Origin of the sequence: Limnohabitans sp. B9-3 (genome assembly GCF_002778325.1) — a bacterium.
Lineage (GTDB): Bacteria > Pseudomonadota > Gammaproteobacteria > Burkholderiales > Burkholderiaceae_C > Limnohabitans > Limnohabitans kasalickyi.
Window position 1 is genome coordinate 1 of sequence record NZ_NESI01000002.1, and the last position, 21,588, is coordinate 21,588.

Annotated in this window: 23 protein-coding genes; 12 read left to right on the forward strand and 11 right to left on the reverse strand. The window is 54.9% G+C overall.

What is annotated here, in order from left to right; translation table 11 throughout:
- Positions 1-404: 404 nt before the first annotated feature.
- The 4 genes from B9Z42_RS02850 to B9Z42_RS02865 are packed head-to-tail and all read right to left on the reverse strand — an operon-like array spanning position 405 to position 3,923.
- On the reverse strand, positions 405-1,943 hold the full coding sequence (locus B9Z42_RS02850; protein WP_100131848.1) for a PP2C family protein-serine/threonine phosphatase: 1,539 nt from the start codon (positions 1,941-1,943) through the stop codon (positions 405-407).
- A 32-nt stretch (positions 1,944-1,975) separates the two neighbouring features.
- Positions 1,976-3,022, reverse strand: a complete 1,047-nt coding sequence (locus tag B9Z42_RS02855) for an adenylate/guanylate cyclase domain-containing protein (RefSeq protein ID WP_199171969.1) — start codon at positions 3,020-3,022, stop codon at positions 1,976-1,978.
- On the reverse strand, positions 3,019-3,393 hold the full coding sequence (locus B9Z42_RS02860) for a DUF1987 domain-containing protein (protein WP_100131849.1): 375 nt from the start codon (positions 3,391-3,393) through the stop codon (positions 3,019-3,021). Before B9Z42_RS02860 ends, B9Z42_RS02855 begins: the two co-directional genes overlap by 4 nt.
- Before the next feature lie 8 nt (positions 3,394-3,401).
- Positions 3,402-3,923, reverse strand: a complete 522-nt coding sequence (locus B9Z42_RS02865) for a SiaB family protein kinase (protein WP_100131850.1) — start codon at positions 3,921-3,923, stop codon at positions 3,402-3,404.
- A 316-nt stretch (positions 3,924-4,239) separates the two neighbouring features.
- On the opposite strand from B9Z42_RS02865, the gene B9Z42_RS02870 reads away from it, so the two are divergent.
- The 5 genes from B9Z42_RS02870 to arsH are packed head-to-tail and all read left to right on the forward strand — an operon-like array spanning position 4,240 to position 6,889.
- Entirely contained in the window at positions 4,240-4,566 is a 327-nt protein-coding gene (locus tag B9Z42_RS02870; protein WP_100131851.1) for a helix-turn-helix transcriptional regulator, read from the forward strand.
- A gap of 16 nt (positions 4,567-4,582) precedes the next feature.
- The gene (locus B9Z42_RS02875) at positions 4,583-5,086 is read left to right on the forward strand and encodes an arsenate reductase ArsC (protein WP_100131852.1); all 504 of its coding nucleotides are present in this window, start codon (positions 4,583-4,585) and stop codon (positions 5,084-5,086) included.
- Positions 5,083-5,748 carry an MIP/aquaporin family protein gene (locus tag B9Z42_RS02880; protein ID WP_100131853.1) on the forward strand — a complete coding sequence of 222 codons (666 nt, stop codon included), beginning with the start codon at positions 5,083-5,085 and terminating at the stop codon, positions 5,746-5,748. Before B9Z42_RS02875 ends, B9Z42_RS02880 begins: the two co-directional genes overlap by 4 nt.
- A 9-nt stretch (positions 5,749-5,757) precedes the next feature.
- Complete coding sequence (gene arsC / locus B9Z42_RS02885) at positions 5,758-6,174, forward strand: arsenate reductase (glutaredoxin) (protein ID WP_100131854.1); 417 nt, start codon at positions 5,758-5,760, stop codon at positions 6,172-6,174.
- Entirely contained in the window at positions 6,167-6,889 is a 723-nt protein-coding gene (gene arsH / locus B9Z42_RS02890) for an arsenical resistance protein ArsH (protein WP_100132261.1), read from the forward strand. Before arsC ends, arsH begins: the two co-directional genes overlap by 8 nt.
- Before the next feature lie 90 nt (positions 6,890-6,979).
- On the opposite strand, the gene B9Z42_RS16480 is transcribed toward arsH, so the two are convergent.
- From B9Z42_RS16480 to B9Z42_RS02900, 3 genes are all read right to left on the reverse strand, one after another.
- The gene (locus B9Z42_RS16480; protein ID WP_255407978.1) at positions 6,980-7,102 is read right to left on the reverse strand and encodes a hypothetical protein; all 123 of its coding nucleotides are present in this window, start codon (positions 7,100-7,102) and stop codon (positions 6,980-6,982) included.
- Between the two features lie 81 nt (positions 7,103-7,183).
- The gene (locus tag B9Z42_RS02895) at positions 7,184-8,380 is read right to left on the reverse strand and encodes an amidase (protein WP_100131855.1); all 1,197 of its coding nucleotides are present in this window, start codon (positions 8,378-8,380) and stop codon (positions 7,184-7,186) included.
- A complete protein-coding gene (locus tag B9Z42_RS02900) occupies positions 8,377-9,309 on the reverse strand; it encodes a polysaccharide deacetylase family protein (RefSeq protein ID WP_100131856.1) in 933 nt (310 codons plus the stop codon). Before B9Z42_RS02900 ends, B9Z42_RS02895 begins: the two co-directional genes overlap by 4 nt.
- Before the next feature lie 324 nt (positions 9,310-9,633).
- On the opposite strand from B9Z42_RS02900, the gene B9Z42_RS02905 reads away from it, so the two are divergent.
- From B9Z42_RS02905 to B9Z42_RS02930, 6 genes are all read left to right on the forward strand, one after another.
- Entirely contained in the window at positions 9,634-10,593 is a 960-nt protein-coding gene (locus B9Z42_RS02905; RefSeq protein WP_233203505.1) for an ABC transporter ATP-binding protein, read from the forward strand.
- Entirely contained in the window at positions 10,590-11,366 is a 777-nt protein-coding gene (locus B9Z42_RS02910; protein WP_100131857.1) for an ABC transporter permease, read from the forward strand. The genes B9Z42_RS02905 and B9Z42_RS02910 overlap by 4 nt, the downstream gene beginning before the upstream one ends.
- 46 nt (positions 11,367-11,412) lie before the next feature.
- Complete coding sequence (locus B9Z42_RS02915) at positions 11,413-12,450, forward strand: ABC transporter substrate-binding protein (protein ID WP_100131858.1); 1,038 nt, start codon at positions 11,413-11,415, stop codon at positions 12,448-12,450.
- Positions 12,451-12,453: 3 nt separating this feature from the next.
- On the forward strand, positions 12,454-13,917 hold the full coding sequence (locus tag B9Z42_RS02920) for an amidohydrolase family protein (protein WP_100131859.1): 1,464 nt from the start codon (positions 12,454-12,456) through the stop codon (positions 13,915-13,917).
- Between the two features lie 162 nt (positions 13,918-14,079).
- The gene (locus B9Z42_RS02925) at positions 14,080-14,613 is read left to right on the forward strand and encodes a demethoxyubiquinone hydroxylase family protein (protein ID WP_233203506.1); all 534 of its coding nucleotides are present in this window, start codon (positions 14,080-14,082) and stop codon (positions 14,611-14,613) included.
- A gap of 154 nt (positions 14,614-14,767) precedes the next feature.
- On the forward strand, positions 14,768-15,199 hold the full coding sequence (locus tag B9Z42_RS02930) for a dihydroneopterin aldolase (RefSeq protein WP_100131860.1): 432 nt from the start codon (positions 14,768-14,770) through the stop codon (positions 15,197-15,199).
- Positions 15,200-15,338: 139 nt separating this feature from the next.
- Here B9Z42_RS02930 and B9Z42_RS02935 read toward each other — a convergent pair whose 3' ends face one another.
- The 3 genes from B9Z42_RS02935 to B9Z42_RS02945 all read right to left on the reverse strand — a co-directional run bounded on the left by B9Z42_RS02935 (position 15,339) and on the right by B9Z42_RS02945 (position 19,133).
- Positions 15,339-17,459, reverse strand: a complete 2,121-nt coding sequence (locus B9Z42_RS02935; RefSeq protein ID WP_233203507.1) for an AAA domain-containing protein — start codon at positions 17,457-17,459, stop codon at positions 15,339-15,341.
- 159 nt (positions 17,460-17,618) lie between these two features.
- Positions 17,619-18,395 carry an SDR family NAD(P)-dependent oxidoreductase gene (locus tag B9Z42_RS02940; protein WP_100131862.1) on the reverse strand — a complete coding sequence of 259 codons (777 nt, stop codon included), beginning with the start codon at positions 18,393-18,395 and terminating at the stop codon, positions 17,619-17,621.
- 36 nt (positions 18,396-18,431) lie between these two features.
- Complete coding sequence (locus B9Z42_RS02945) at positions 18,432-19,133, reverse strand: TetR/AcrR family transcriptional regulator (protein ID WP_158235891.1); 702 nt, start codon at positions 19,131-19,133, stop codon at positions 18,432-18,434.
- Positions 19,134-19,295: 162 nt separating this feature from the next.
- On the opposite strand from B9Z42_RS02945, the gene B9Z42_RS02950 reads away from it, so the two are divergent.
- A complete protein-coding gene (locus B9Z42_RS02950) occupies positions 19,296-20,324 on the forward strand; it encodes an LLM class flavin-dependent oxidoreductase (RefSeq protein WP_100131864.1) in 1,029 nt (342 codons plus the stop codon).
- Between the two features lie 63 nt (positions 20,325-20,387).
- Here the strand turns inward: B9Z42_RS02950 and B9Z42_RS02955 are convergent, their stop codons facing one another.
- Positions 20,388-21,584, reverse strand: coding sequence for an ABC transporter substrate-binding protein (locus tag B9Z42_RS02955; protein WP_100131865.1), 1,197 nt, complete (start codon positions 21,582-21,584; stop codon positions 20,388-20,390).
- Positions 21,585-21,588 lie beyond the last annotated feature (4 nt).

Consider the following 21,588-nt stretch of genomic DNA (forward strand, 5'->3'; position numbering starts at 1 on the left):
CGCCAAGAAGTGGACGATGCCGGTGCAAAACTGGAAGCCCGTGCTGAACCGATTTACGATCCAGTTTGAGGGAAGGATGCCGACGAATTAACACTCGCTCCGTTTACACAAAATTCGGGACACCCTCTCTTATGGAGGTTCGAGCCCCATCAGCCACCCCAATATCCATGCGCTCTAGCGACCTTTTTGGTTTCTAGGGCGTTTTTATTTTCGAGCCATTTAGGGCGGATGTAAGACTGATTTTTACTAATTGAGGCACTAAAGTTTTTTCTGTCAAACCCTGTAGCCCAACTGTTGCAAACTTATTGATAGACCAACTTCCATGTATCAGGCATCTCCATATGGCATGGGATGGAGCTTTTCCTAGATCTAAGGCCTCAGTCTTCAGGTTTTAGGAATGCCACTCAAAGGTCAATACAAACAACCGTAACGTCGTCTCTGCGGTCCTGTATGCCGCGCCAAATATTCATCGCCATTGACAAATCTTCCACAACCTCATGAACAGACTTGTCTTGGGTCGACTCAAAAACTGCATTGGTTCGAGCGTAACCAAAAGATCGCAGTCTTTCTCCGCCTCCGACTTGATCGGTCAACCCATCGGTGGTGATGAGCAAGCGGTCTCCGACAGAATAATCGATGTGATGAATCGCCATTGGAAGGTCTGCGCTAGGCTTGGCTGAAATGCCGTTGCGGGGAGACTCTACCCAATCGAGCGCCTTTTGGGCGCTCCGATAATGCATGACATCGATACCTGCAAGTCCCAACTTCAATTGACGAGATTGGGGCACTTGTTGAATCAAAACCAAATCGCAGCCGTTGGCAACATCGCTGTTTTTATCGAAACTGCCAAAGGACTGAGCTAAGGCCTGGCCTATGCCAGCGGCTGCAGCCTCTAACGAGCAAAACGGATTTTCTGCAAACAATCGGGTCAAGGTGTTGCTCACCAGCATGGCGGTCATAGCCCCTGGCACACCGTGTCCAGTGCAATCTATAACTGCTAATGTCACTGGCCCAGACGAATCTTCGGAAGACAACCACCACGTGTCGCCTCCGATGGTGTCCTTGGGCTCCCATAGAACCGCAAAGTCTTTGAATCCATGCTTAGGGCTCACTTTAGGCAATTGATTCAGCTGAACTGCTGCCGCATAACGAATGGACTCCATGGTTTTTTCATGGACCCGTTTCAGAGCCTGTTCTTGTTTGAAAGTTTGGTCTAAAGCGGCTTTAAGTAGGGCTTCTCGGCATTCAAGTCGGTCCGTCAGCGTGCAGAACGCCTGATTTTGGTCAGCGGCCATGGGCTTGATGACCAAGTCATAGAAATACTCAGAGTGAGAATCCAACTCTTGGGTTAGATCTTTGTTGATGGCTATTTGAAAATCCCAGCCTTCTGGCAAATACGTGCGTAAGTTAAATTGATTGACGCCCAGGCTCCACATAGCATAGCTCTTGGGCAATTTAGTGTTAACTTGCAAAAGGTAGTGAAGTGGCAAACCCGATGGATGTCGCAGCGTAAAGGTCCCTACAGGGTAATCGGCGTTCAAAGTGGATGCTGACAGAATCTTGCTCAACCCTTCACAAAAAGCTTCTAAATAGGTTTGAAAAAATTGGTCCAGTTCAAGAGGACTGGTTAGCAGCGTGTCATCGAACTTGATCGCGCTTAGTCGAAGCCAAACCGGAGATTTGTGCATATCTTCGATCGAAAAAAATTGCCTAGGCGATTCCCATCCAACCCAAGTCAATCCAGCTTCACCAAAACGTTCGTAAACGGCTTGAAATAAGTCCACTCGGAGCTGATTTGGGTAAAAACCCGATCTGTCGATCGAGTCAATGTTGTGCTTTGCCAAAACTGTCTCACCCAAGTGGTTGAACTCTTTGAGTGTTGCAACCGCTGATGCAAAGAAGGCCCCAGAGACCATCACCGAAGAGTTTGCTAAATTAATCATGCATTCATTCCTTGGGAGATGGCGGGCAATTTTTACGAAATTTGATTGGCTACAGCACGCAGTTGTTGTGCCAATTGTTGGCGTTCAGAAGCTGTCATGATGGACAAATCAAGATCAATGTTGACCCCAGCCTGGTGGCTCAAGGCGACGGTTTTATGAGTCTGTCTCGGCTTGAGGCCCAATACCGCGAAGGTTTTCACATCACGAGCAATGCCCTTCATTTTTACGGGCTGGCGCTCTTCCACTTCAACTAAATCTTGTACGTAGCAATAGGTCTCATAGCTCATCAAAATACCGCCTGGATCTGAATGGGCTTCCAAGCGCTGGGTCAAATTGACCTCGCCGCCGATGATGGTGTAGCTAAGCCGCTGGTCACTGCCAAAGTTACCGACATTGCAATAACCCGTGTTGATGCCAATTCGAATCACAAAGGGGTTTTCAAAACCCTTGTTTTTCCATCTGACTGCAAGGTCTTTCATTCGCGCTTGCATTGCCATGGCCATCAAAACACAGGCTTGAGCGTCTGCCTGATGGCCTTTACTTTCGGGGTCACCAAAAAAGACCATCATTGCATCGCCAATGTATTTATCAATGGTTGCGCCATGGGCCATCGCAATCTCGGTCATTTCCGAGAAGTACTCATTCAAATACTCGGTTAATGCTTCGGGTTGAAGCAGATCTGACGTAGCCGTGAAGTCGCGAATATCACTGAAAAAAACGGTGAGTTTTTTTCGTTGTGTGGCTACCTTTGACTGGTAGGTCCCTGACAACAAAGCCGACATGATTTGAGGTGGCAAATACTTTGCCAATTGTTGCGAGAGCAATTCTTGTGTCTGCCTTTTAAGTTCTAGCTCCTGGGTTTGGGCCTTTAGGTTCTGGTTCAATTTGACCAGCCGCTGCTCTTGACGGTCAGAGTGCCTCAGCAAATTTTGATTTTCATTGAACAAACTCACAAAACCCTCAAACAGCCTTTGGGCGAAAGGTTTGAGTGTTTTTAAGTCCTGAGACTCAAGAACGGCTGACCCCTCTGAAATCAGAGCCTTTTCTCGGTCATATAAATCAAAAGTATCTTTGTTCAAGCGGAATGCGTGTTGATGGTTAAATTTGGGAAGCGGTCGATGAAATCCTCACCCAGTTCTTGCATGATGTCATCGTCCTCATCTGCCGACCACTGAATGGAAACATTCTGGCCCTTTTTTCGATACTCATCGAAGCCTTCAAAGATTCTGAATATTGCTTTGATGCTGGAACTGTTGATGTAGATGAGTTGGATCTCAACGTCCAAATTGCCTATTGGCGATTCAACCAAGCTGTTAACAGCTTGAATGACTTGTCCATAAAAAGCCGAAACGTCTTCAGGGTAGGACTCTCCTTTGATGCTTAACTTGGCAGGCTGCGAAGTCAAAATAATCTCAGGCGTACGGTCGGTGGCGGCAATGTTCAGCAACATTTTTGTCCTTAAATGGTCGCGGCCAAGATGAAATCAACGGTATGTTTGTCGACATCAACAAAGGCGTAACTGATGGGTTGGCTGGATCGTCGAGCAATTTCTAACAGCCCTAAACCGGCTCCAGGCCCCTCATGTTCGTTCGAGCTGGACATGCCTTCGCGATAAAGTTGGCGGATGGTTTCTTTGTCGGCGTTTTCGATTTGACTGAGTCGCTCTCTTAGTTCAAAGGTGTCCTTTTGAGCGATCCGATTGCTGCACATGATGGTGACCTGACCCTCTTCTTGGGTGATCAAGATCATGCCCGATGTGTCTGAATCGTCCCCACCATGCCAAATCAAGTTTTGCACACCCTCCATGAAAACCGAAAAAATAGTTTTAGAGCGTTTTGGATCATCTTGAGCCAACATTCGGCTCTTTAGCAAATCAGCCAATGTCAACATCAGATCATCAGAAACTGCGCCGTTATAGGCCATGATGACCTTGTGAGTTCTTAGCTGGTTACGCAAACCAATTGCTTGATCGAGATCCATGCTGGTGCCCCTTTGGGTAAACAGGTCTAACAAATCGTTTGCATTTTAGTAGCAACCATCAATGCACTTAAAAACTGTACACACTCAAATGACCTGCCCGCAGATCATTTACTGCGTTGAGTTGAGCATAGCTTGCTTGGCTAATTTGGAATGCCTCACTCACAGTGAATGACTGATCGGGTGCGGTGGCTCATCATTCAGTTTGTCATCTTTCAAGTTTTTACTTAGCTGCAATCAATATGGATGCGGGCTGTGCTGTCTGTGCCGAGTGAATCACTGACATAAAATAGTCATATATTTCCAATATTATTGAACTATGGAAGACAAATTCGTCATCAGAGCATTAGCGGCGCTAGCTCAACCCAATCGTCTGCACATCTTTCGCTCGCTAGTGGTGAAGGGCAGTGAAGGGTTGACGCCTGCACTCTTAGCTGAAGAGCTAGGTATGCCAGCAAACACGCTTTCATTTCACTTGAAAGAGTTGATGCATGCCGATCTGATTTCTCAGGAGCGCAGTGGCCGTCACTTGATTTACCGAGCTCAGTACGACCGCATGAATGCTGTACTGACGTATCTGTCGCAAAACTGTTGCCAAGGGGAAGCCTGCGAGGTGAGTCCTGAGGAAATTTGTAAAACCTGTTAAGTCTGAGGAATCCAAAGTGACTGATGCAAAACCATTGAACGTGCTTTTTCTTTGTACCCACAACTCGGCTCGTAGCATTTTGGCTGAGGCATTGCTTAACCATTTAGGCAAAGGAAAATTCAAAGCCTTTTCTGCTGGTAGCAGTCCTAAGGACAATCAAAAACCGAATCCAATAGCCATTGCCACTCTTGATAAAGCGGGAATCTCAACGGATGGTTTAACCAGCAAAAGCTGGGACGTTTTTGCAACATCTGATGCGCCACATATGGATTTGGTGATCACGGTTTGCGACAACGCAGCAGGCGAAGTTTGTCCCTATTGGCCAGGTCAGCCTGCCACAGCTCATTGGGGATATCCAGATCCATCTGAGACAGTTGGAACTGATGAGCAAAAACTAGAAGCTTTCAAGCAGACGCTGCATCAAATCAAAAGACGTCTTGAACTCTTCACAAGCCTACCTTTGACAAGTCTCAACAAGATGGCTTTGGAAAATACAGCGAGAGAGCTGGCGAAAAAATGATCCATTGGAGACGATACCTTTCGGAACTAGTTGGCACAGCCGCCTTGTTGTGTGCGGTGATCGGCTCAGGCATCATGGCCGAGCAATTGGCAGGTGGGAATGTAGCCATCGCTCTTTTAGCCAACACGCTCGCCACCGTCTTTGCTCTTTATGCATTGATTGAAACACTTGGGCCTATCAGTGGCGCTCACTTCAATCCCGTCGTATCAATGGTTCTTGCGTTTCGCAAAGATTTGGCACGTCATCATTTGATTGGCTATGTGATTGCGCAACTCATAGGTGCTGCATTGGGCGCGTGGGCGGCACATGCAATGTTTGAACTTGAAATACTGCAATGGTCCACGAAAGTGAGAACCGGTCCAGCACAGTGGTTTGCTGAGGCAGTCGCTACGTGTGGCTTGCTGTTCGTGATCTTGCGATCGCCTGAAGGCAAAGCATCTTCTATCGTGGCTTGCTATATCGGAGCGGCATATTGGTTCACTGCCAGTACATCTTTTGCTAATCCAGCTGCTGCCTTCGGACGCATGTTCACCAATACATTTGCCGGTATCGCACCCTCTGACGTACCTGCCTTTGTGGTTGCGCAGATAGTTGGCGGATTCCTTGGACTGATGCTCTATTCGTTATTGAAGTCTGAGCATCATCACAGTCATAGTCATTGAGAAATCTAAATGGTCAAAATTTTTCATAATCCTAAGTGCGGCACATCTCGCAACACATTGGCGCTGATTCGTAACTCAGGCATTGAACCTGAGGTGGTTCTGTACTTGGAGACACCTCCTTCAAAAGAACAACTCAAGAAGTTGATTTCTGACATGTCCACTCCAGTCAGGGATGTGCTTCGTCAAAAGGGCACGCCTTATGAAGAGCTCGATTTGGGAAACGAAAAATGGTCTGATGAACAACTGTTGGACTTCATGATGGCGCACCCCATTTTGATGAACCGTCCAATTGTGGTGACTTCAATAGGCACAAAGTTGTGTCGTCCGTCGGAAGCGGTGCTCGATATTCTTGTGGATCCACAGCGTGGTGCGTTTACCAAAGAAGACGGTGAAGTCGTCATCAACGAAAAGGGTGAGCGTGTCTAAAGTCACTGATGCATTGCCCAATCTTGATCAATCCTGCTTCAAGATACCTCAGCAACAGTTGTCAGTGTCTCCGCAGGTGTCAGAGCATCCTCCAAGAATTTTGATGTTGTATGGTTCTTTGCGTGAGCGTTCTTACAGCAAGTTATTGACGTTGGAAGCAGCTAGGTTGCTTGAGGCTATGGGAGCCGAGGTGAAGGTGTTTGATCCATTGGATTTACCTCAACCTGATGCTGCGCCTGATACACATCCAAAGGTAAAAGAGTTACGTGAGTTGGCTGCTTGGTCTGAGGGTATGGTTTGGTGCTCTCCAGAGCGTCATGGAGCCATGACGGGTATCCTGAAAAGTCAGATTGACTGGATACCTTTGTCATTAGGCGCTGTTCGTCCGACTCAAGGAAAAACCTTAGCTGTGATGGAAGTCTGCGGTGGTTCGCAATCCTTCAACGCCGTGAACCAAATGCGAATCCTAGGGCGCTGGATGCGGATGCTCACGATTCCAAACCAAAGCTCAGTTGCCAAAGCATTCTTAGAGTTTGAGGAAGATGGCCGGATGAAGCCTTCGGCGTATTACGACAGGGTGGTTGACGTGATGGAGGAATTAGTGAAGTTCACGCTCCTGACCCGAGATATCGCACCTTATCTAGTGGACCGCTATAGCGAGCGCAAAGAGTCAGTTGAAGAGCTTTCTAAAAGAGTAAATCAGAAATCCGTTTAGTTTGTCCTGCGTTGCAGGGTAATCGTCCCCTAGAACCAAAAGCGTGAGAAATAGATTTTTTCCCAATGGAAGAGGTTCTGCACGAAGAGATCAAAATTCAGCGATAGCCAGATCATGGACGCCGTCAAACGGGTTGAGGCTGACATCGGCGTTCCGGCCATCTTGCAGACGCGAGATGGCCAAGAAAGCAGTCGTGGAAAGAGGTGTTTGCATACGAGTCGCCTGCTATCGCTACAAGCGCAAGCACGAGGCTGAGAATGCTGATGACAGCTTCGGTGCCAAGGTTGGAGCTGCTCAACAGCAGCGGGCGTTTAGCCGCACCGCCAAGCGTATCAGCGCCAGATCGCTTCCGGCCGGGCCGAGAAGTGAGACGCCCAGAGGTTCGCCGTCAGGCGATGTGAGCGGAATACTCACTTGCGGCAGTCCGGCCAGACCAGCGATGCAGGTGATGGCCATGGTGCGCAGGCGCACGGCGTCCACCGTCGCAGGGTTCGCGTCGCGCCGCGGCGCAAGGCTGGCCGCCGATGGCAGCACCGCCACGCCGTCGTCGCCCAACAGGTCGCGCACATATCGGCGCGCTGAAGCCATTAATCCACGGGCCGCTGAGGCCGCGTCGTCGTTGACCTCAGACGCTGCCTTCCAACGCGCCTGAATGGCCGGGCTGAATGTGGGTTGGTGGCGCGTGATCCATGCGCCGTGAACTTGCCAGCCTTCATGCGCTCCGACGGTGGCATAGATATTTCGCCACATCTCCAGCGGCACGTCCGGGCTGGCATGCAGCTGCTGCGGACTCACCGCGAAATCGTCGGCCAACGCATCGAGAACGCGCTGCAATGGCATTTGGAACACCGGGTCAGCCAGGGCCCAGGCATCGTCGAGGCGCAGCGCTCGGCGCAGTGTGTGTGCCGAGTTGGGCAGAAGTTGCCTGCCCACCCGCTCAAATGTAGACCCGTCATGGGCCAGCCATGTTGGGGTGTCGAAGCCTGGATGCAGCGGTACCAGCCCCATGCTGGACAGCCGGCCATGACTGGTGCGCAGTCCCCACAGGCCGCAGTAGCTGGCGGGCACGCGAGTGGAGCCGCCGGTGTCTGTGCCGAGCGCGAAATCCACCAGACCGGCCGCCACCGCGGCGGCCGATCCGCTCGAGGAGCCGCCGGTCACGCATTCCGGTGCGCGCGCGTTGATTGGTGTTCCGTAATGCAGGTTGTCGCCGTGAAGGCTATAGGCCAGCTCGTCGGTGAGTGTCTTGCCCATTAGGCGGGCACCGGCCGACAGAAGCTGGTCGACCAGCGGGCTGCTGCGATCGGGCGACGCGTGCGTCGCAAGCCAGGTGGGATTTCCGGCACCGGTGGGATGGCCTGCCACGTCATAGACATCTTTGACTGCGAAGGTCAAGGATGTGAGCGGCCCAGTAGACGTGGGTTCCATGACGAACCGGCCGTGCGGCACCCATGCGTTCACGGTGTCGTCGATCGAGAAAGGGGCGCTCATAAGAAGTCCTTTGGATGGTGCTGACGCATTTGTTCGACGTGGTTGCAGATGGCACCAGGCGTGGTGAACCACACGCTACCGCGGTCCCGCTCGGCTGCGATGTGTTGCAGTGCACGGCGCAGATTGCGCAAGCGATAAGGCTGGCCGATCAGGTAAGGATGCAACGCGATCCCCATCACCAGCGGTTGGCTGCGTGACTGGTCCAGCATTTCGTCAAATTGGTCAATGATCATTTGCGCAAAGTCTTTTGCGTCGAGCTGGCGCCCCACGATCATGGGAATGTCATTGAGCTCTTGTGGATAGGGAACTGCCCACAGCGTCTGATCGCCGATGGTGCGCATGCACAAAGGTTGGTCGTCATGGCACCAATTGAGGGTGTAGCGATAGCCAGTCTCGGCCAACAGATCGGGCGTTTGCAGGCTTTCCGAGATCCAGGGCGACAGCCAGCCGTTCACCTGCTGACCGCTTTCATCGCGGATGCGTTGGCGGCAGGCGACCAGCAGCTCGCGTTCCGCAGCCGCGGACATGGTGCCTTGCCGCTCCGCATTGGTGTGCCCATGGCCGATCAGCTCATCGCCGCGCGCCACCATGGCCTCCACCAGCTCCGGACAGTGGTCGTAAAGCGCGGTATTGATCAATGCGCCGCAAGGCATGCCAAGCTGATCGAAGAGCTCCAGGCAGCGCCATGCGCCCACTCGGTTGCCGTATTCGCGCCAGCTGTAATTCAGCACGTCTGGTTGTGGCGATGCTGGGCCGATCCCTGCGCCCAGCCCTTCGCCGAATGCGAAGTGTTCGACGTTAAAGCCCAGATAGACGGCCAGACGTGCACCACCCGGCCATTGGTAGTGAGGTCGGCGCGTGATAGGTCGGTAGCCGAACCGCCCGTGCGATGGCAACGCTCCTTGGTAACGGTGTTGGGCATCGTTCATCGCACGGTCCTGCAGTTGTTGATATTCATCGACGATTTCCGCGTCGGTAAGGGCTTGGTTTGAGGGGACATGTTGTCTTTCGGATCACAGCACCATGGTGGCTGACACCACACCAATTGCAAGTCGCGTGCCGAAATGTGCCTAGAGCGCACGATGAACAAAAAATGTCATGGCTTCTAAGTCTTGGCATGGCACTTGCATGACGCAGCCTACCTCGGCGCCATACCGGCTCACGCGATTGAACGCACAGACATAGGAATCACACCATGACTCGATCGGGCCCTCTTGCCACTCCCAAAAACTGCACATCGGGTTGGGCTATTCGTGGCTGAAACACGCCTCACCTTCGCAGACATCGACATGGAACAAGCAGCCATCAAGATAGGACGCAGTCCCGCCATGGACTCCCGCACCGTTACTGAGGCGCTGCAACAGGTTGAAGCTGCAGATGCGCCAGTGCCGTCGGCGCCCGAGCTGGCTGTTGAGCTCTCGCAAGTCGCGGTGACGTTTGGTCGCGGTGACAAGGCGGTGCCTGCACTGTCGCCGACTTCGCTGCGCATTGCCGATGGCGACTTTGTCGCACTGGTGGGCCCATCAGGCTGTGGCAAATCGACGATCCTCAAACTGGTTGGCGGGCTGGTTGCCCCGACATCCGGCGTCGTGGTGGTGGGGGGGCGCGAAGTTGCGGCCAAAGCGCTGCGCATCGGCATGGCTTTTCAGAACCCGACCATGCTGCCCTGGATGACGATCGAAAAGAACATCATGCTTCCGCTCAAGATTGTTGAGCCATTTCGGTCAGAGTACCGCAACAAGAAAAAAACCGAGTACCGCGACAGGGCGCATGCCCTGTTGGAGCAAGTGGGCCTGCGCGGTTTTGACCAGCATTTCCCATGGCAGCTTTCAGGTGGCATGCTCCAGCGTGCCAACCTCTGCCGTGCGCTGATCCATGAGCCGCGGCTGCTGCTGCTTGACGAGCCTTTCGGTGCGCTCGACCAGTTCACCCGCGAGGAACTTTGGGGTGTGCTGCAGTCGCTGTGGATGAACCGCAAGCCGACGGTGCTGCTGGTCACACATGACCTCAAGGAAGCTGGCTTTTTAGCCAGCCGCATCTGCGTGATGAGCGCCAGGCCTGGCCGCATTTTGGAGGATAGCCCTGTGGCTTTTGCTCGTCCGCGCAACATCGCCATGACCTTCGAGCCGGAATTTGTCAAGCTCAACCAGCAGCTGCGCGATTTGATCGTGGTCGCACGTGCAACCAACCCCACCGGGAGTACAGACCAATGAACAGCCATACATTGCGCCGTCGTGCCTCGTCGGTCGCCTTCGTTATCTTGTTTTTTGCCGCTTGGGAATTTTTTTGTCTTGCCTCGGGTATGTCGGACTTGATACTGCCGCGACCCAGCCAGATATTCCAGACGCTGTGGGAACGAATGCCGATCCTGTGGCCACACATCGTCCAGACCGTGAGCACCACCATGATTGGCTTCGCACTGGGCGTGCTGCTTGGTGTCGTGCTGGGCGCGCTGATTGGCTCCTCCCGCATTGCTTATGACACGGCCTATCCGCTGTTGATCGGGTTCTCATCCATTCCCAAAGTCGCCGTCGTGCCTATCTTTGTGTTGTGGTTCGGCTCGGGCACAGTGCCGGCCGTGCTGACTTCGCTGGCGATCTGCTTCTTCCCGATCGTCGTCAACATCGCCACCGGCCTTGCGACCACCGAGCCGGAGATGGAGGATGTGCTGAAAGCGCTTGGAGCGAATAAGTTCGACATTCTCTGGAACGTTGGCTTGCCACGCACCATGCCGTTCTTCTTTGCCTCGCTGAAGGTGTCGGTGACCTATGCCTTCGTCGGCACGGTGCTGGCAGAGACTGTTGCCTCCAACCGCGGCATCGGCAACGTCATGATGTCCGCCTCTTCCAACTTCAACACCCCGATGGTCTTCGCTGGGCTGTTCATTCTTGCCGGGCTTGGCGTTGTGCTTTATGCGGCGTTTTCTCTGATCGAGATGCGTGTCACCGGCTGGGCCAACCGCAAGAACGACCTGTTAGCTGCCTGACCACCACAGAAATCAACCCCTTTAACCCACTACCTAGGAATCCAGCATGCGCAATGTATTGTTTAAAACTCTTGCAGGCACGCTAGCCGCAACCTTCTTGCTCTGCGGTGCAGCGCAGGCACAAGACACGACGGTCCGGTTCACCCTGGGCTGGAAGACGCAAGGCTCGGATGCGGCCTTCTTCGTGGCGCGTGACAAAGGCTATTACAAGGCCGAGGGGCTTAATGTCGTCATCGACCAAGGCGAAGGCTCGGGGGCTACAGTCACGCGCATCATGGGCGGCGCTTATGACGCCGGCTTTGGCGACGTCAACGCCATCATCCAGAACGCGTCGCTCAAGCCCGGCGAGGCACCGGTGATGGTGTACCAGATGTGGAACCGTCCGCCGTTTGCCATCGTCACCAAAAAGTCCGCCAACATCACAAAGCCCAAGGATCTTGAAGGTAAGACCCTGGGCGGCGCACAGGGCACGCCCACGACGCGCCTTCTGCCGGTGTTCATCCAGAAAAACGGACTTGACGCCAGCAAGATCAAGGTGTCAAACATGGCCCCGAATCTTCAGGAGCCCATGCTGATCAAGGGTGACATCGACGGGGCACTGGTATTCAACATCACCAGCTATTTCAACCTGGTGCTCAACCGCCAGGACCCAGAGAAAGACTTCAACTGGATGTCCTTCGGCGATTACGGTATGGATCTCTACTCGAATGGTCTGATGGTTTCGCAAAAGATGATCCGGGAAAATCCAAAAGCGGTGGCTGGTCTGGTGCGCGCCACGAACAAGGCGATGCTCGAGATCGCCAAAGACCAGAACCTAGGCATGAAGTCCACGATGGCTTACGACAACCTCATCAACGAGGCGGTTGAAAAGCGCAGGATGCAGTATTCATTCACCGAGCTGATCGTCTCGCCCGAGATGAAGGAAATCGGCGTTGGCGATGTGAAGGACACCCGGATGGCGCGTGCCATTGGCATCATCGTCGAAGGCTACCAACTCACGCGCGTGCCATCACCCTCTGAAATCTTCAATCGCCAGTTCCTGCCGCCCCGGGCCGAGCGGTCACTGGTCTACACGGCCAACTGAGCCATGGCACCCATCGCTCTCACTGGCGACCGTGTCATCGAGGCGGCCAGCTGCTTTGCCGGAGAGCGGGCGGGCGTCCTGGCAAACGTCCGCCTCACGATCAAGGGTGGGCTGATTGAGCGCATGGAACCGATGTCCGAGCCAGCTGGCGGCCCACGCAGGCTGCTGCTACCGGCACTTGTCAACGCGCATGACCATGCAAGGCCGACTGGGTCTTCGTTCGGCGCGCTGAACATGCCGCTGGAGACGTGGATATTGCGCACGGCGTTGGGTACACCGCCCGATCCCTACCTGCAGGCCGCAGCTTCGCTGGCGCGGTCGGTGCGCGCCGGTTGCGCGGCCATGATGGTCCACTACACACGCCCCAGCGGGTTGATGTCGATTCCGGATGAGGCCGCTGAAATTGCCAGGGCCGCTAGCGACGTCGGCATCCGCCTGGCCTTCGCCATGGCGGTACGCGACCAAAATCCGCTGGTTTACGGCGACGCCGGTCCGGTGCTGACCGCGTTGTCGGAAAGCGATAGGCGGACGGTGGAGTCGATGTTCATCCCCCCGCCTCCGCGGCCGCAAGACTACCTCGCGCTTGTGGAGGACATTGCGGCGCGGATCGCCGGACCGATGGTGGACGTGCAGCTGGGACCGGCGGGTGTCCAATGGTGCTCGCGAGCGATGCTGTCGGCAATTGCTGGGCATTCGCAAGCGACTGGCCGGCGCATTCACATGCACCTGCTCGAAACGCCTTACCAGCGCGTCTGGGCAGACCGAGCCTTTCCCGAAGGCGTGGTGAGGTATCTCGCCGACATCGGCTTTCTGTCATCGCGCACAACGCTCGCACACTGCACCCATGCCCGCCCCGAGGAGCTTGACCTGATTGCGCAGCACGGGGCCCGCATCGTCACGAATTTTTCATCGAACCTCCATCTTCATTCCGGCCTTGCACCCATTGCCGACGCTCGGCGGCGGGGCTGCGCGGTGGCGGTCGGCACCGACGGTCTCGCGCTGGACGAGGACGACGACGCCTTGCGCGAAATGCGGCTTGTGCAGATGGCGCATGATGGATGCGGTTTTGACCGTACCTGGAGCCATGCGGCGTTTATGGACCAAGCGATCGCTGCAGGTCGGGGTGTGACCGGCGCGCCTGGGCTGGGCGTTCTCGCTGAAGGAGCACCGGCAGATCTGATCACCATAGATCTTGACCGCCTGGACCGCGATGCCATCCTCCCCGTGGACCCGCTTGGACTGCTGTTTGCACGCGGCAACATGAGTCACATCTCCGAAGTGGTTTGCGCCGGCCGTGTGCTCATGCAAGACGGCGTGGTGTTGGGCGTAGATTTGCCTGCCGTTGAGAAGGAATTGCGTCGGCTCTACCGCGCAGCGATGCCTGGGTTTGCCGGCTTGATCGCAGGTTGGGGTCGCATCGAGCCCGAGGTGCAGGGTTGGTATCACGCACACTGCGGCTGCGGATGAGGACGTTTTTATTTACGCCATGGCGTCTACTGATTTGGGGGAATACCAAAGAACAATACCCCATATTTCATTAGGGTAGGTCCCCGTTCTCACGTCAAACCGAGACACCTTGCGTTAGGCTGAGTAGATATTTTTCTTCGCAATTCATATTTTTAGTGCCTTGTGTCTCAAACCTTCTCTATCCACATTCAACGCGAATTGCGCTCAGACCATGCAGGTGAGACAGGCGCTGTTTACATTTACAAAGGCATCGCCGCTGTGGCTCAGTGGCGCGGGGATGAGGAGATGCTTTCATTTGCCAAGGCACATGGTGTCACCGAGGCCGATCACTTAAAACAGATCGAGCTTTGGCTGCCATCCGCTCAGAGAAGTTTGCTGTTGGGGCCTTGGCGGATAGCGGGCTGGTTGACAGGTGCCATACCCGCAATATTTGGCAGGCAGGCCGTTTATGGAACGATTGCAGCTGTAGAGACGTTTGTTGATCAACACTACCAGCAGCAGATCGATCACCTCAAAGAATTTGGCGGGCCAGACGGTTTGCTGCCGCTTTTACTTCGATGCCAAGCCGATGAGCAGCATCATCGGGATGAGTCCGCGGCGTTGGTTGGAGATAAACCCGGTTTGCTTTTGCGAGCTTGGTGTTGGACCGTAGGCTGTGGTTCAGCCGCTGCTGTGGTGTTGGCACGACGCCTTTAAAAAGAGCTGGAAAAACCCAGGCACCGATCCGTTTTTTCAAAAGGTTGGCTGATCCAGATCTTTTGCACAAGATCAAAGTTGATTCAGCTGTCTTGGATCTGATCCAAGACGTCAGCGAAGGTCTGATGAGATTCATCCATCAAAAGGTACAGGTATGAAGCAAGCTAGCTCAGCAGTCGTTGAATTACGAGATCTACATCTCAAAACAGACATTGGAACTTATGGACCCCATGACACCAGGCCAGAGGTTCACCTCCTTGACTTGACACTTGCGATTTCGGTCAATCAAGTGCTCATTTCTCAAGATGGCATGGCGCATGTGTTTGACTATGACCCCCTCATTGCCGAAATTGATCGACTCGCAGCGGACGGTCATTACGAAACGCAAGAGCGGCTCATCACGCGCATTGCAATAGCATGTGCCGCATACCCGGCCATCCGGCGGATTGAGATCTGCCTGAAAAAGTCACCCGTGCGATCGGGCAGTGGATCGTTGGGCGTTCGCCTGATGCTCGATGAAATTGCAACCGATGAACTGCGGCCCAATCCATTACCCCACGCCACAGGCGTTGCGTGCACAGCCTGAGATGGCAAGCTTCATCCACTGGGTTCAAGATAAACCAAGCGACTTTATTTGCGGGGGCACCATTTAGCGATTTTGAACTTCAAAGTGTCCTCCATGGACTGGTTGGCCTTGCGCAAAGACGGGCATCGCCGGGCTAGGCTCACGCCTGCTGGCGGGGTGGAATGGTTGGTGGAATGAACATGCGGTAACCACCCACTCGCTTCACATACGCCAACAACTCCCCAAAAAACGGATGCCTGCACAACGTGGACGAATCGCCCACCAGCAGCAACTTGCGCCGTGCGCGGGTCATGCCCACGTTCATGCGACGGATGTCAGACAAAAAGCCGATCTCGCCTTGGGGGTTGCTGCGCGTCAAGGTGATGGCGATGATGTCGCGCTCTTGGCCCTGAAACGAATCAACGGTGCCCACGCTGAGCCTGCGTTGCAGCAGCCAATCGTTCAGCACGGCGCTGTCTTCGATGGCGTCTTTCAAATAGTTGATTTGGGCGCGGTACGGTGCAATCACGCCAATGCTGAGCGGGCGCTGATCTGGGTCGCTGGGTTCGCCGGGTTCCGACAGTTGGGCCAGCAGCTGCGCCAGGCGCTCCAGCAGCAAGTGGGCTTCTTCGGGGTTGGCGGTTGATCGGCTTTCGGGGATGGCCAGTTCCGAAAAGCCGCAGCCCGCTGTGTCGATGAATTCCACAGGCAGGTCGGGTGCAAAACGCGGGTCATCAAAGCGCGGGTCATACGCGGCCAAGTCGGCATGGCGTACGCTGGGGTGCGCCACCAATTGGCTGCCATAAAACTTCTCAGAGCTGAACCCCATGATCTGCGCGTGCATGCGGTATTGCACCTTCAGCATGCGGGCCGTGTTGGGTTGGCGCTGGATGCACTTTTCAAACAAGGTTTCGCGCAGGCCTTCGCGGGCGGCTTTTTCGCTTTTCACCGTGGGCGGCAGCTGGTGGTGGTCGCCCGCCAACACCAGGCGCTGGCCTTTGGCAATGGGAATCCAGCAACCCGGCTCCAGGGCCTGGGCGGCTTCGTCGATGAAGACGGTCTCAAAGCCCAGGTGGCGAATGGTGCGGTGGCTGGCGCCCACCAGCGTGCAGGTGATGACTTGCACCGATTCGAGCACGTCTTCGGTCATGAAGCGCTCCAAATCGTCGGCGGCTTGGCGCAGCGTGCGGGCTTCTTCTCGCAGCCATTGGCGGCGCTCTCGCTCTTCAAAACCAAAGTTGCGTACACGTCCGCTGGCAGCCTCTCGGTGCTGCTCGGCGGTTTGGCGCATCGCATGCATCTTGGCGTAGCTGGCGTGGGCCATCACCCCGGCGTCCAGCGTGTGCTTGAGCAGCAGCTCCGACACGCGGCTGGGGTTGCCCAGGCGGATCACATTCACACCGCGCTCGGCTAGCTTTTCGGTCAGCAGGTCCACGGCGGTGTTCGAGGGGGCGCACACCAGCACACGCCGTTCGCGCCGGATGGTTTCCAGAATGGCTTGCACCAGCGTGGTGGTTTTGCCCGTGCCGGGCGGGCCGTGGATGATGGCCACGTCTTGCGCCGTGACCACATGGCGCACAGCGGCCAGCTGCGAGTCGTTGAGCGCACAGGGGTAAAACAGGTCGTCGCCTTGGGGCTCGCGAAAGCGGGCAGCCTTCGCGCCCAGCAGCACGTCGCGCAGTTCGGCCAAGCGGTTGCCGTGTGCGGCCATGACCGCGCTCAGGGCCTGGTTCATCTCGCGGTAGCTGACCTCGTCAAAGGTCAGGTCAATGCCTAACGTGTTGCCGTTTGGGGTGCTTCCGTTTAGGGTGCTGCCGTCCCGCACCCAGTCGGGTAGCGCTTCTTTGGTGGTGGCCAGCACCAGCTTGTTGCGCCGCACGCGGGTCACCACGCCGCTCACCACGGGTCGATCTGATGCCGAATGTGTGCCCGAATAGCCGGTCGCATTGCTGAACAGCGCCGCAGCAGCCCCCACCTGGAACAAATGCAGGTCTTGCCGATGCGCCGGGCGCTCCAGCTCCAGCACCACCTTGCCGCCAAAACCGATGTCTTCTTGGGTGATGGTGACGGGGTACCAAGTCAAGCCACGCCGACGGCGCTCTTTGATGCTGGCACTGGCGTTTTTGAGCTTGAACTGCGCCTGGTCTTCCTGTTGCTCCAGTTGCATGAGTGCGCGCACATGGCGTAACTCACTTTGAACATCATGTTGAACAGCGCTAGGGGCGGTGGGTGTCAGATCTTGGTCGGCCAAAGGTGTGGGGGTATTCCGAATTTTTGTCAAAGGAGCGAATGTTTATTCTGTCATGCCCCTGATTCAGTAGACAACAGACAGCACGACTGCTGTTCAGAAATTGGCAAGGCTTCGTAGCCGAGCGGGAACGCCTGATTTCGCGATAGGCTGTGTGATCAACAAAAAAATCAGAACAGCCTAAAAGCGAACTTAAACAAAATAGGCGCCGCCGTCCACCACCAGTGTTTGGCCCGTCATGAATGCCGAGTCGAGTCCCATCAAAAAACTGACCGCACCTTGCAGGTCTTGGGGCAACTGGTCGCGCTTCAAGGCTCGCGCATTTTTTCCGATGTCTCGGAATTTTTCGACGTGCTCTTTGTTCAGCAAAATCCCTTCGCTCAAGGTGAAGCCCGGGGCGACCGCATTCACCCTGATGCCACGATCGCCCAACTCGCGTGCCAAGGTTCTGGTCATGGCAATCACAGCGCCTTTGCTGCAGACATAGTGGGGCATGCCTGTGACGCCCTTGAGCGGGGAGGTGGAGGCGATGTTGACGATGGCGCCGCCGCCATGAGCTGCCAGCAAGGGGGCCACTTTTTGGGTGCCAAGGAAGGGGCCGTAGGTGTTGACTTCCATCACCTGCATCCATTCGTCGCGGGTGACTTGTTCAAAATTCTGCATTTCTAGGCTGGCAAACAGGGCGGCATTGTTGACCAACCCATGCAGGGTTTGGCCGGATACCACGATGTCTTGGAGCAGCCCATCCCAGTCACTGGCTTGGGTGACATTGGCTGTGTAGCCTTTGGCTGAAAAGCCCTCATGTACCAGTTGTTCGGCCGAATGCTCAGCCCCGACCGTATCGACAATGACTACATGAAACCCATCTTGGGCCAGTCGCTGCGCAAATGCGTGCCCAATGCCGCGTGCTCCGCCGGTCACGATCACGGCCAGCGCAGAGCCATTTTTTGTCGTTTTTAATGAAGTCATCCGAACTTTCTGAAGGGTTGAAAAAATCCACCCAAGCTAAATTTTCTTGGGTGGCTGGGAAGTCTGAATGTCGATGGCCCTGAATCCGGCCGCTGCAAATTGAACCAACTGGTCGACCAATTCTGCGGTGTCTTGGTGGTTGATCATGCCGTGCGTCAATTTTTGGACGCTCTTGGTGCGAGGGCGCGATGCGGTCAACGCAGCCCCCACCAAAAAGTACAAGCGCCACACCAAGCTGCTGCGGCTAGCTTTGGGCAAGCAGCGCTCGAGCAGGCACAAAAAGCACTCGTTCATTTCGTCATAAAGATCCAAAATGATTTGTTCAGACAGCTTGTCGTATTCGGCGCTCAGTGTCAGTGACAACGACACCACAGGCGATGCATTCTTGGACTTGGGCATCAAGAACATAGGTGCGACCCAAGCGCGAACCACATCTTCCACGGTGATGTCAGCTTGCTTTTCTAGCGCTGCGAACTGCGCCATCCTGGTGGCATTCAAGGGGCGCACAAAGGATTCCAGAACACCTTTGAACAAGCCTTCCTTGTCACCGAAATAATAGGAAATCAAGGCGGAGTTGGCCTCAGCCTCTCGCGCAATTTCGCGGATTGACACGCCTGAAAAACCTTTGCGAACAAACAACTCTTTGGCCGCTTTCAGTAGGCGTTCTTTGGTGTCCTGCTCAGCAGGCGCCGAGGCGGCTGGCAGTCCTTGGGCTGGCATGGTTTTGTTCTTTCGCATGGTCGAAATCGTACAGGGTCCGCCGCAGGTCAGGGCATGCGCACCAAGCCTCATTCACCGGCTGGGCACCTAGGGAATCCCCTCGTGCTTCAGGGCTATCACACTGAAACAAGTCTATTTATGATCGCATGAATTAATCAGTGATTAAGAAAAGGGTTGACTATGAAATTCGGAATCTTTGACCAAAACGATGACTCGGGTCGCCCGCTGCATCTTCAGTACGAACAGCGTCTGGAATTGACAGAGATGTATGACCAGGGAGGATTTCATTGTTACCACCTGAGCGAGCACCATGCCACGCCTCTGAGCATGGGCCCTTCCCAAAGTGTCTTCCTCTCTGCGGTGGCGCAAAGAACACGTCGCATCAAGCTGTGCCCCTTGGTTTATCTCTTGCCGATTCATCACCCCGTGAAATTGGCCGAAGAAATTTGTATGTTGGACCAGTTGGCGCAAGGTCGTTTCCAGTTCGGTGTGGGTCGCGGTGCGAATCCGCACGAACTCGATGCCTTGGGGTTTGACTCGGCTTCTGCGGGGGAGGCTTATGCCGAGGCTTTTGAGATTTTGATGAAGTACTTTTCATCGGATGTGCTCAATCACCCTGGCAAATTTTGGAACATCCAAAACATGCCAGTCACCATGAAACCCTTCCAGTTGCCCCATCCACCGGTTTGGTATGCGGTGGGCACGGCCGACTCAGCGGTATGGCCTGCCCAAAATAAAGTCAACATCATTTGTGGTGGTCCAGAAAGCAAAGTGGGTGACATCAGTGACCGCTACCGCCAAGAAGCTGCGGCCAGTCAAGGTGCAGGTTCAGAAGAGGCTCTGATTGGCATTTACCGAAACGTCGTGGTGGCCGATACGGACGAAGAAGCCATGGCCATTGCTGAAAGCGCATGGCCCAGTTTTTATGACAGCTTTTACAAACTTTGGCGTGTTCACGGCACAGAGCCGCAGCGTGTCAAATTGAGTCCCTCCTACGCTGACATGGTGGCCAGCGGACACGCGGTGGCAGGGTCGCCGCAAACCGTGGCCAGGGTCTTGAGCCAAAAAGCGCATGATGGCCGGCTCAACTACCTGGTTGGGCAATTCATGTTCGGCAACTTGCCACATGCGCACGCCAAGCGCTCGGTTGAGTTGTTTTCGCGCGAGGTCATGCCACGGGTTGAGGAGGCCTCCAAAGCCTGGCTCTGAACAGCCCATAAAAAAGCGGGTGGATGTTGAACACATCCACCCGCATATTTTTTGCCGATCACATCAGCGAGGAATGTTCAGGAATTTCCAAACTTTTTTGTCAACGTCCGCGGCCAACACCGTGGTGGGCACATGGCCGTCACCGGTATCGCGCATGGTGTATTTGTAGGCGCCGCTGAAGGTTTTGAGTTTCAGGAATTCGCTTTTGATGGACTCGCGTGCACTCTTGGGATCGGTGTTGCCGTCGATGCCAGCGCGCCGCATGATGTCCGCGTAAAGCAACACGCCATCGTAGCCAATGGCCCAGTTCGCGACGTTGAAGGGCGCGCCCAATGAGGCATCGGCACGCTGCAGAGCACGTTTGGCCATGTTGGCGTACACCGCTGGATCGTTGACCCCCGGAGGGCCAGCCTCGTTGGTCGAGAAGCCAATGACGTGCCAATTGCGGCCGTTTTCACCCACGATGTTGATGAAAGGCCCTGACCACAAAATGCTGGTGTTGAGGACCGGAACCTTGACGCCTTGGACGGTCAGATCTTTGGCCAGCAAGGTAGCCTGGGCTGGGAATGCAGCTGCCAAAATGGCATCTGGATTGGCCCCTTTGATCTGAATGGCCGCGGCGGATAGGTCTGTTGCCCGCGATGAAAACTCGATCACTTCCACAACTTCCAGACCCATTTGTTTGGCCAGCGCTGCATAGGCATCGGCACTGGCTTTGCTGGAGGCTTCGCGCACATCGGCAACGATCACGACTTTTTTGACTTTGGGGTAGGCCTTCAAAAAGTCTTTCATGCCTTCTGGCATCAAGGTGTCGTCTGCCGGCTGAAGGCGAATCGTCCAAGGCTTGATCGTGATACCGGGCTTGACCGCGTTCACGCTGATGGCGGGCATGCTGAGTTGGTTGGCCAAGGGACTGACGGTCTCCCATTGGGTGCCGGTCATGGGACCTACAACGCCAAAGTGTCCTTCGCTGGTGAATTTGCGAAACAGCAAAACAGCTTGGCCGGGATCGGTTTGGGAATCACCGACATCCACTTGCAACAAACTGCCATTGATGCCCCCTTTGGCGTTGATGTCCTCCACGGCCATTTTGACGATGAGATCCTGGGACTTGCCATAGCTTCCCAGTGGCCCAGTCAGCGGGGTGATCAGGCCAATTTTGATGGGTGGCTTTGGCTGCGCCATGACGGATAACGAGGTCACTGCCAAAGCGACGCTTGTCAGCGTGATGCTCAGCAGTTTTCTTTTGCTTGGGGTCATCGTG

Excerpts from the sequence above, each read along its gene's own strand:
- B9Z42_RS02850 (WP_100131848.1), bottom strand. The coding sequence starts at position 1,943 with ATGATTAATTTAGCAAACTCTTCGGTGATGGTCTCTGGGGCCTTCTTT.
- B9Z42_RS02860 (WP_100131849.1), bottom strand. The coding sequence starts at position 3,393 with ATGTTGCTGAACATTGCCGCCACCGACCGTACGCCTGAGATTATTTTG.
- B9Z42_RS02865 (WP_100131850.1), bottom strand. The coding sequence starts at position 3,923 with ATGGATCTCGATCAAGCAATTGGTTTGCGTAACCAGCTAAGAACTCAC.
- B9Z42_RS02870 (WP_100131851.1), top strand. The coding sequence starts at position 4,240 with ATGGAAGACAAATTCGTCATCAGAGCATTAGCGGCGCTAGCTCAACCC.
- B9Z42_RS02880 (WP_100131853.1), top strand. The coding sequence starts at position 5,083 with ATGATCCATTGGAGACGATACCTTTCGGAACTAGTTGGCACAGCCGCC.
- arsC (WP_100131854.1), top strand. The coding sequence starts at position 5,758 with ATGGTCAAAATTTTTCATAATCCTAAGTGCGGCACATCTCGCAACACA.
- B9Z42_RS16480 (WP_255407978.1), bottom strand. The coding sequence starts at position 7,102 with ATGCAAACACCTCTTTCCACGACTGCTTTCTTGGCCATCTCGCGTCTG.
- B9Z42_RS02895 (WP_100131855.1), bottom strand. The coding sequence starts at position 8,380 with ATGAGCGCCCCTTTCTCGATCGACGACACCGTGAACGCATGGGTGCCG.
- B9Z42_RS02900 (WP_100131856.1), bottom strand. The coding sequence starts at position 9,309 with ATGAACGATGCCCAACACCGTTACCAAGGAGCGTTGCCATCGCACGGG.
- B9Z42_RS02910 (WP_100131857.1), top strand. The coding sequence starts at position 10,590 with ATGAACAGCCATACATTGCGCCGTCGTGCCTCGTCGGTCGCCTTCGTT.
- B9Z42_RS02915 (WP_100131858.1), top strand. The coding sequence starts at position 11,413 with ATGCGCAATGTATTGTTTAAAACTCTTGCAGGCACGCTAGCCGCAACC.
- B9Z42_RS02920 (WP_100131859.1), top strand. The coding sequence starts at position 12,454 with ATGGCACCCATCGCTCTCACTGGCGACCGTGTCATCGAGGCGGCCAGC.
- B9Z42_RS02930 (WP_100131860.1), top strand. The coding sequence starts at position 14,768 with ATGAAGCAAGCTAGCTCAGCAGTCGTTGAATTACGAGATCTACATCTC.
- B9Z42_RS02940 (WP_100131862.1), bottom strand. The coding sequence starts at position 18,395 with ATGACTTCATTAAAAACGACAAAAAATGGCTCTGCGCTGGCCGTGATC.
- B9Z42_RS02945 (WP_158235891.1), bottom strand. The coding sequence starts at position 19,133 with ATGCGAAAGAACAAAACCATGCCAGCCCAAGGACTGCCAGCCGCCTCG.
- B9Z42_RS02950 (WP_100131864.1), top strand. The coding sequence starts at position 19,296 with ATGAAATTCGGAATCTTTGACCAAAACGATGACTCGGGTCGCCCGCTG.
- B9Z42_RS02955 (WP_100131865.1), bottom strand. The coding sequence starts at position 21,584 with ATGACCCCAAGCAAAAGAAAACTGCTGAGCATCACGCTGACAAGCGTC.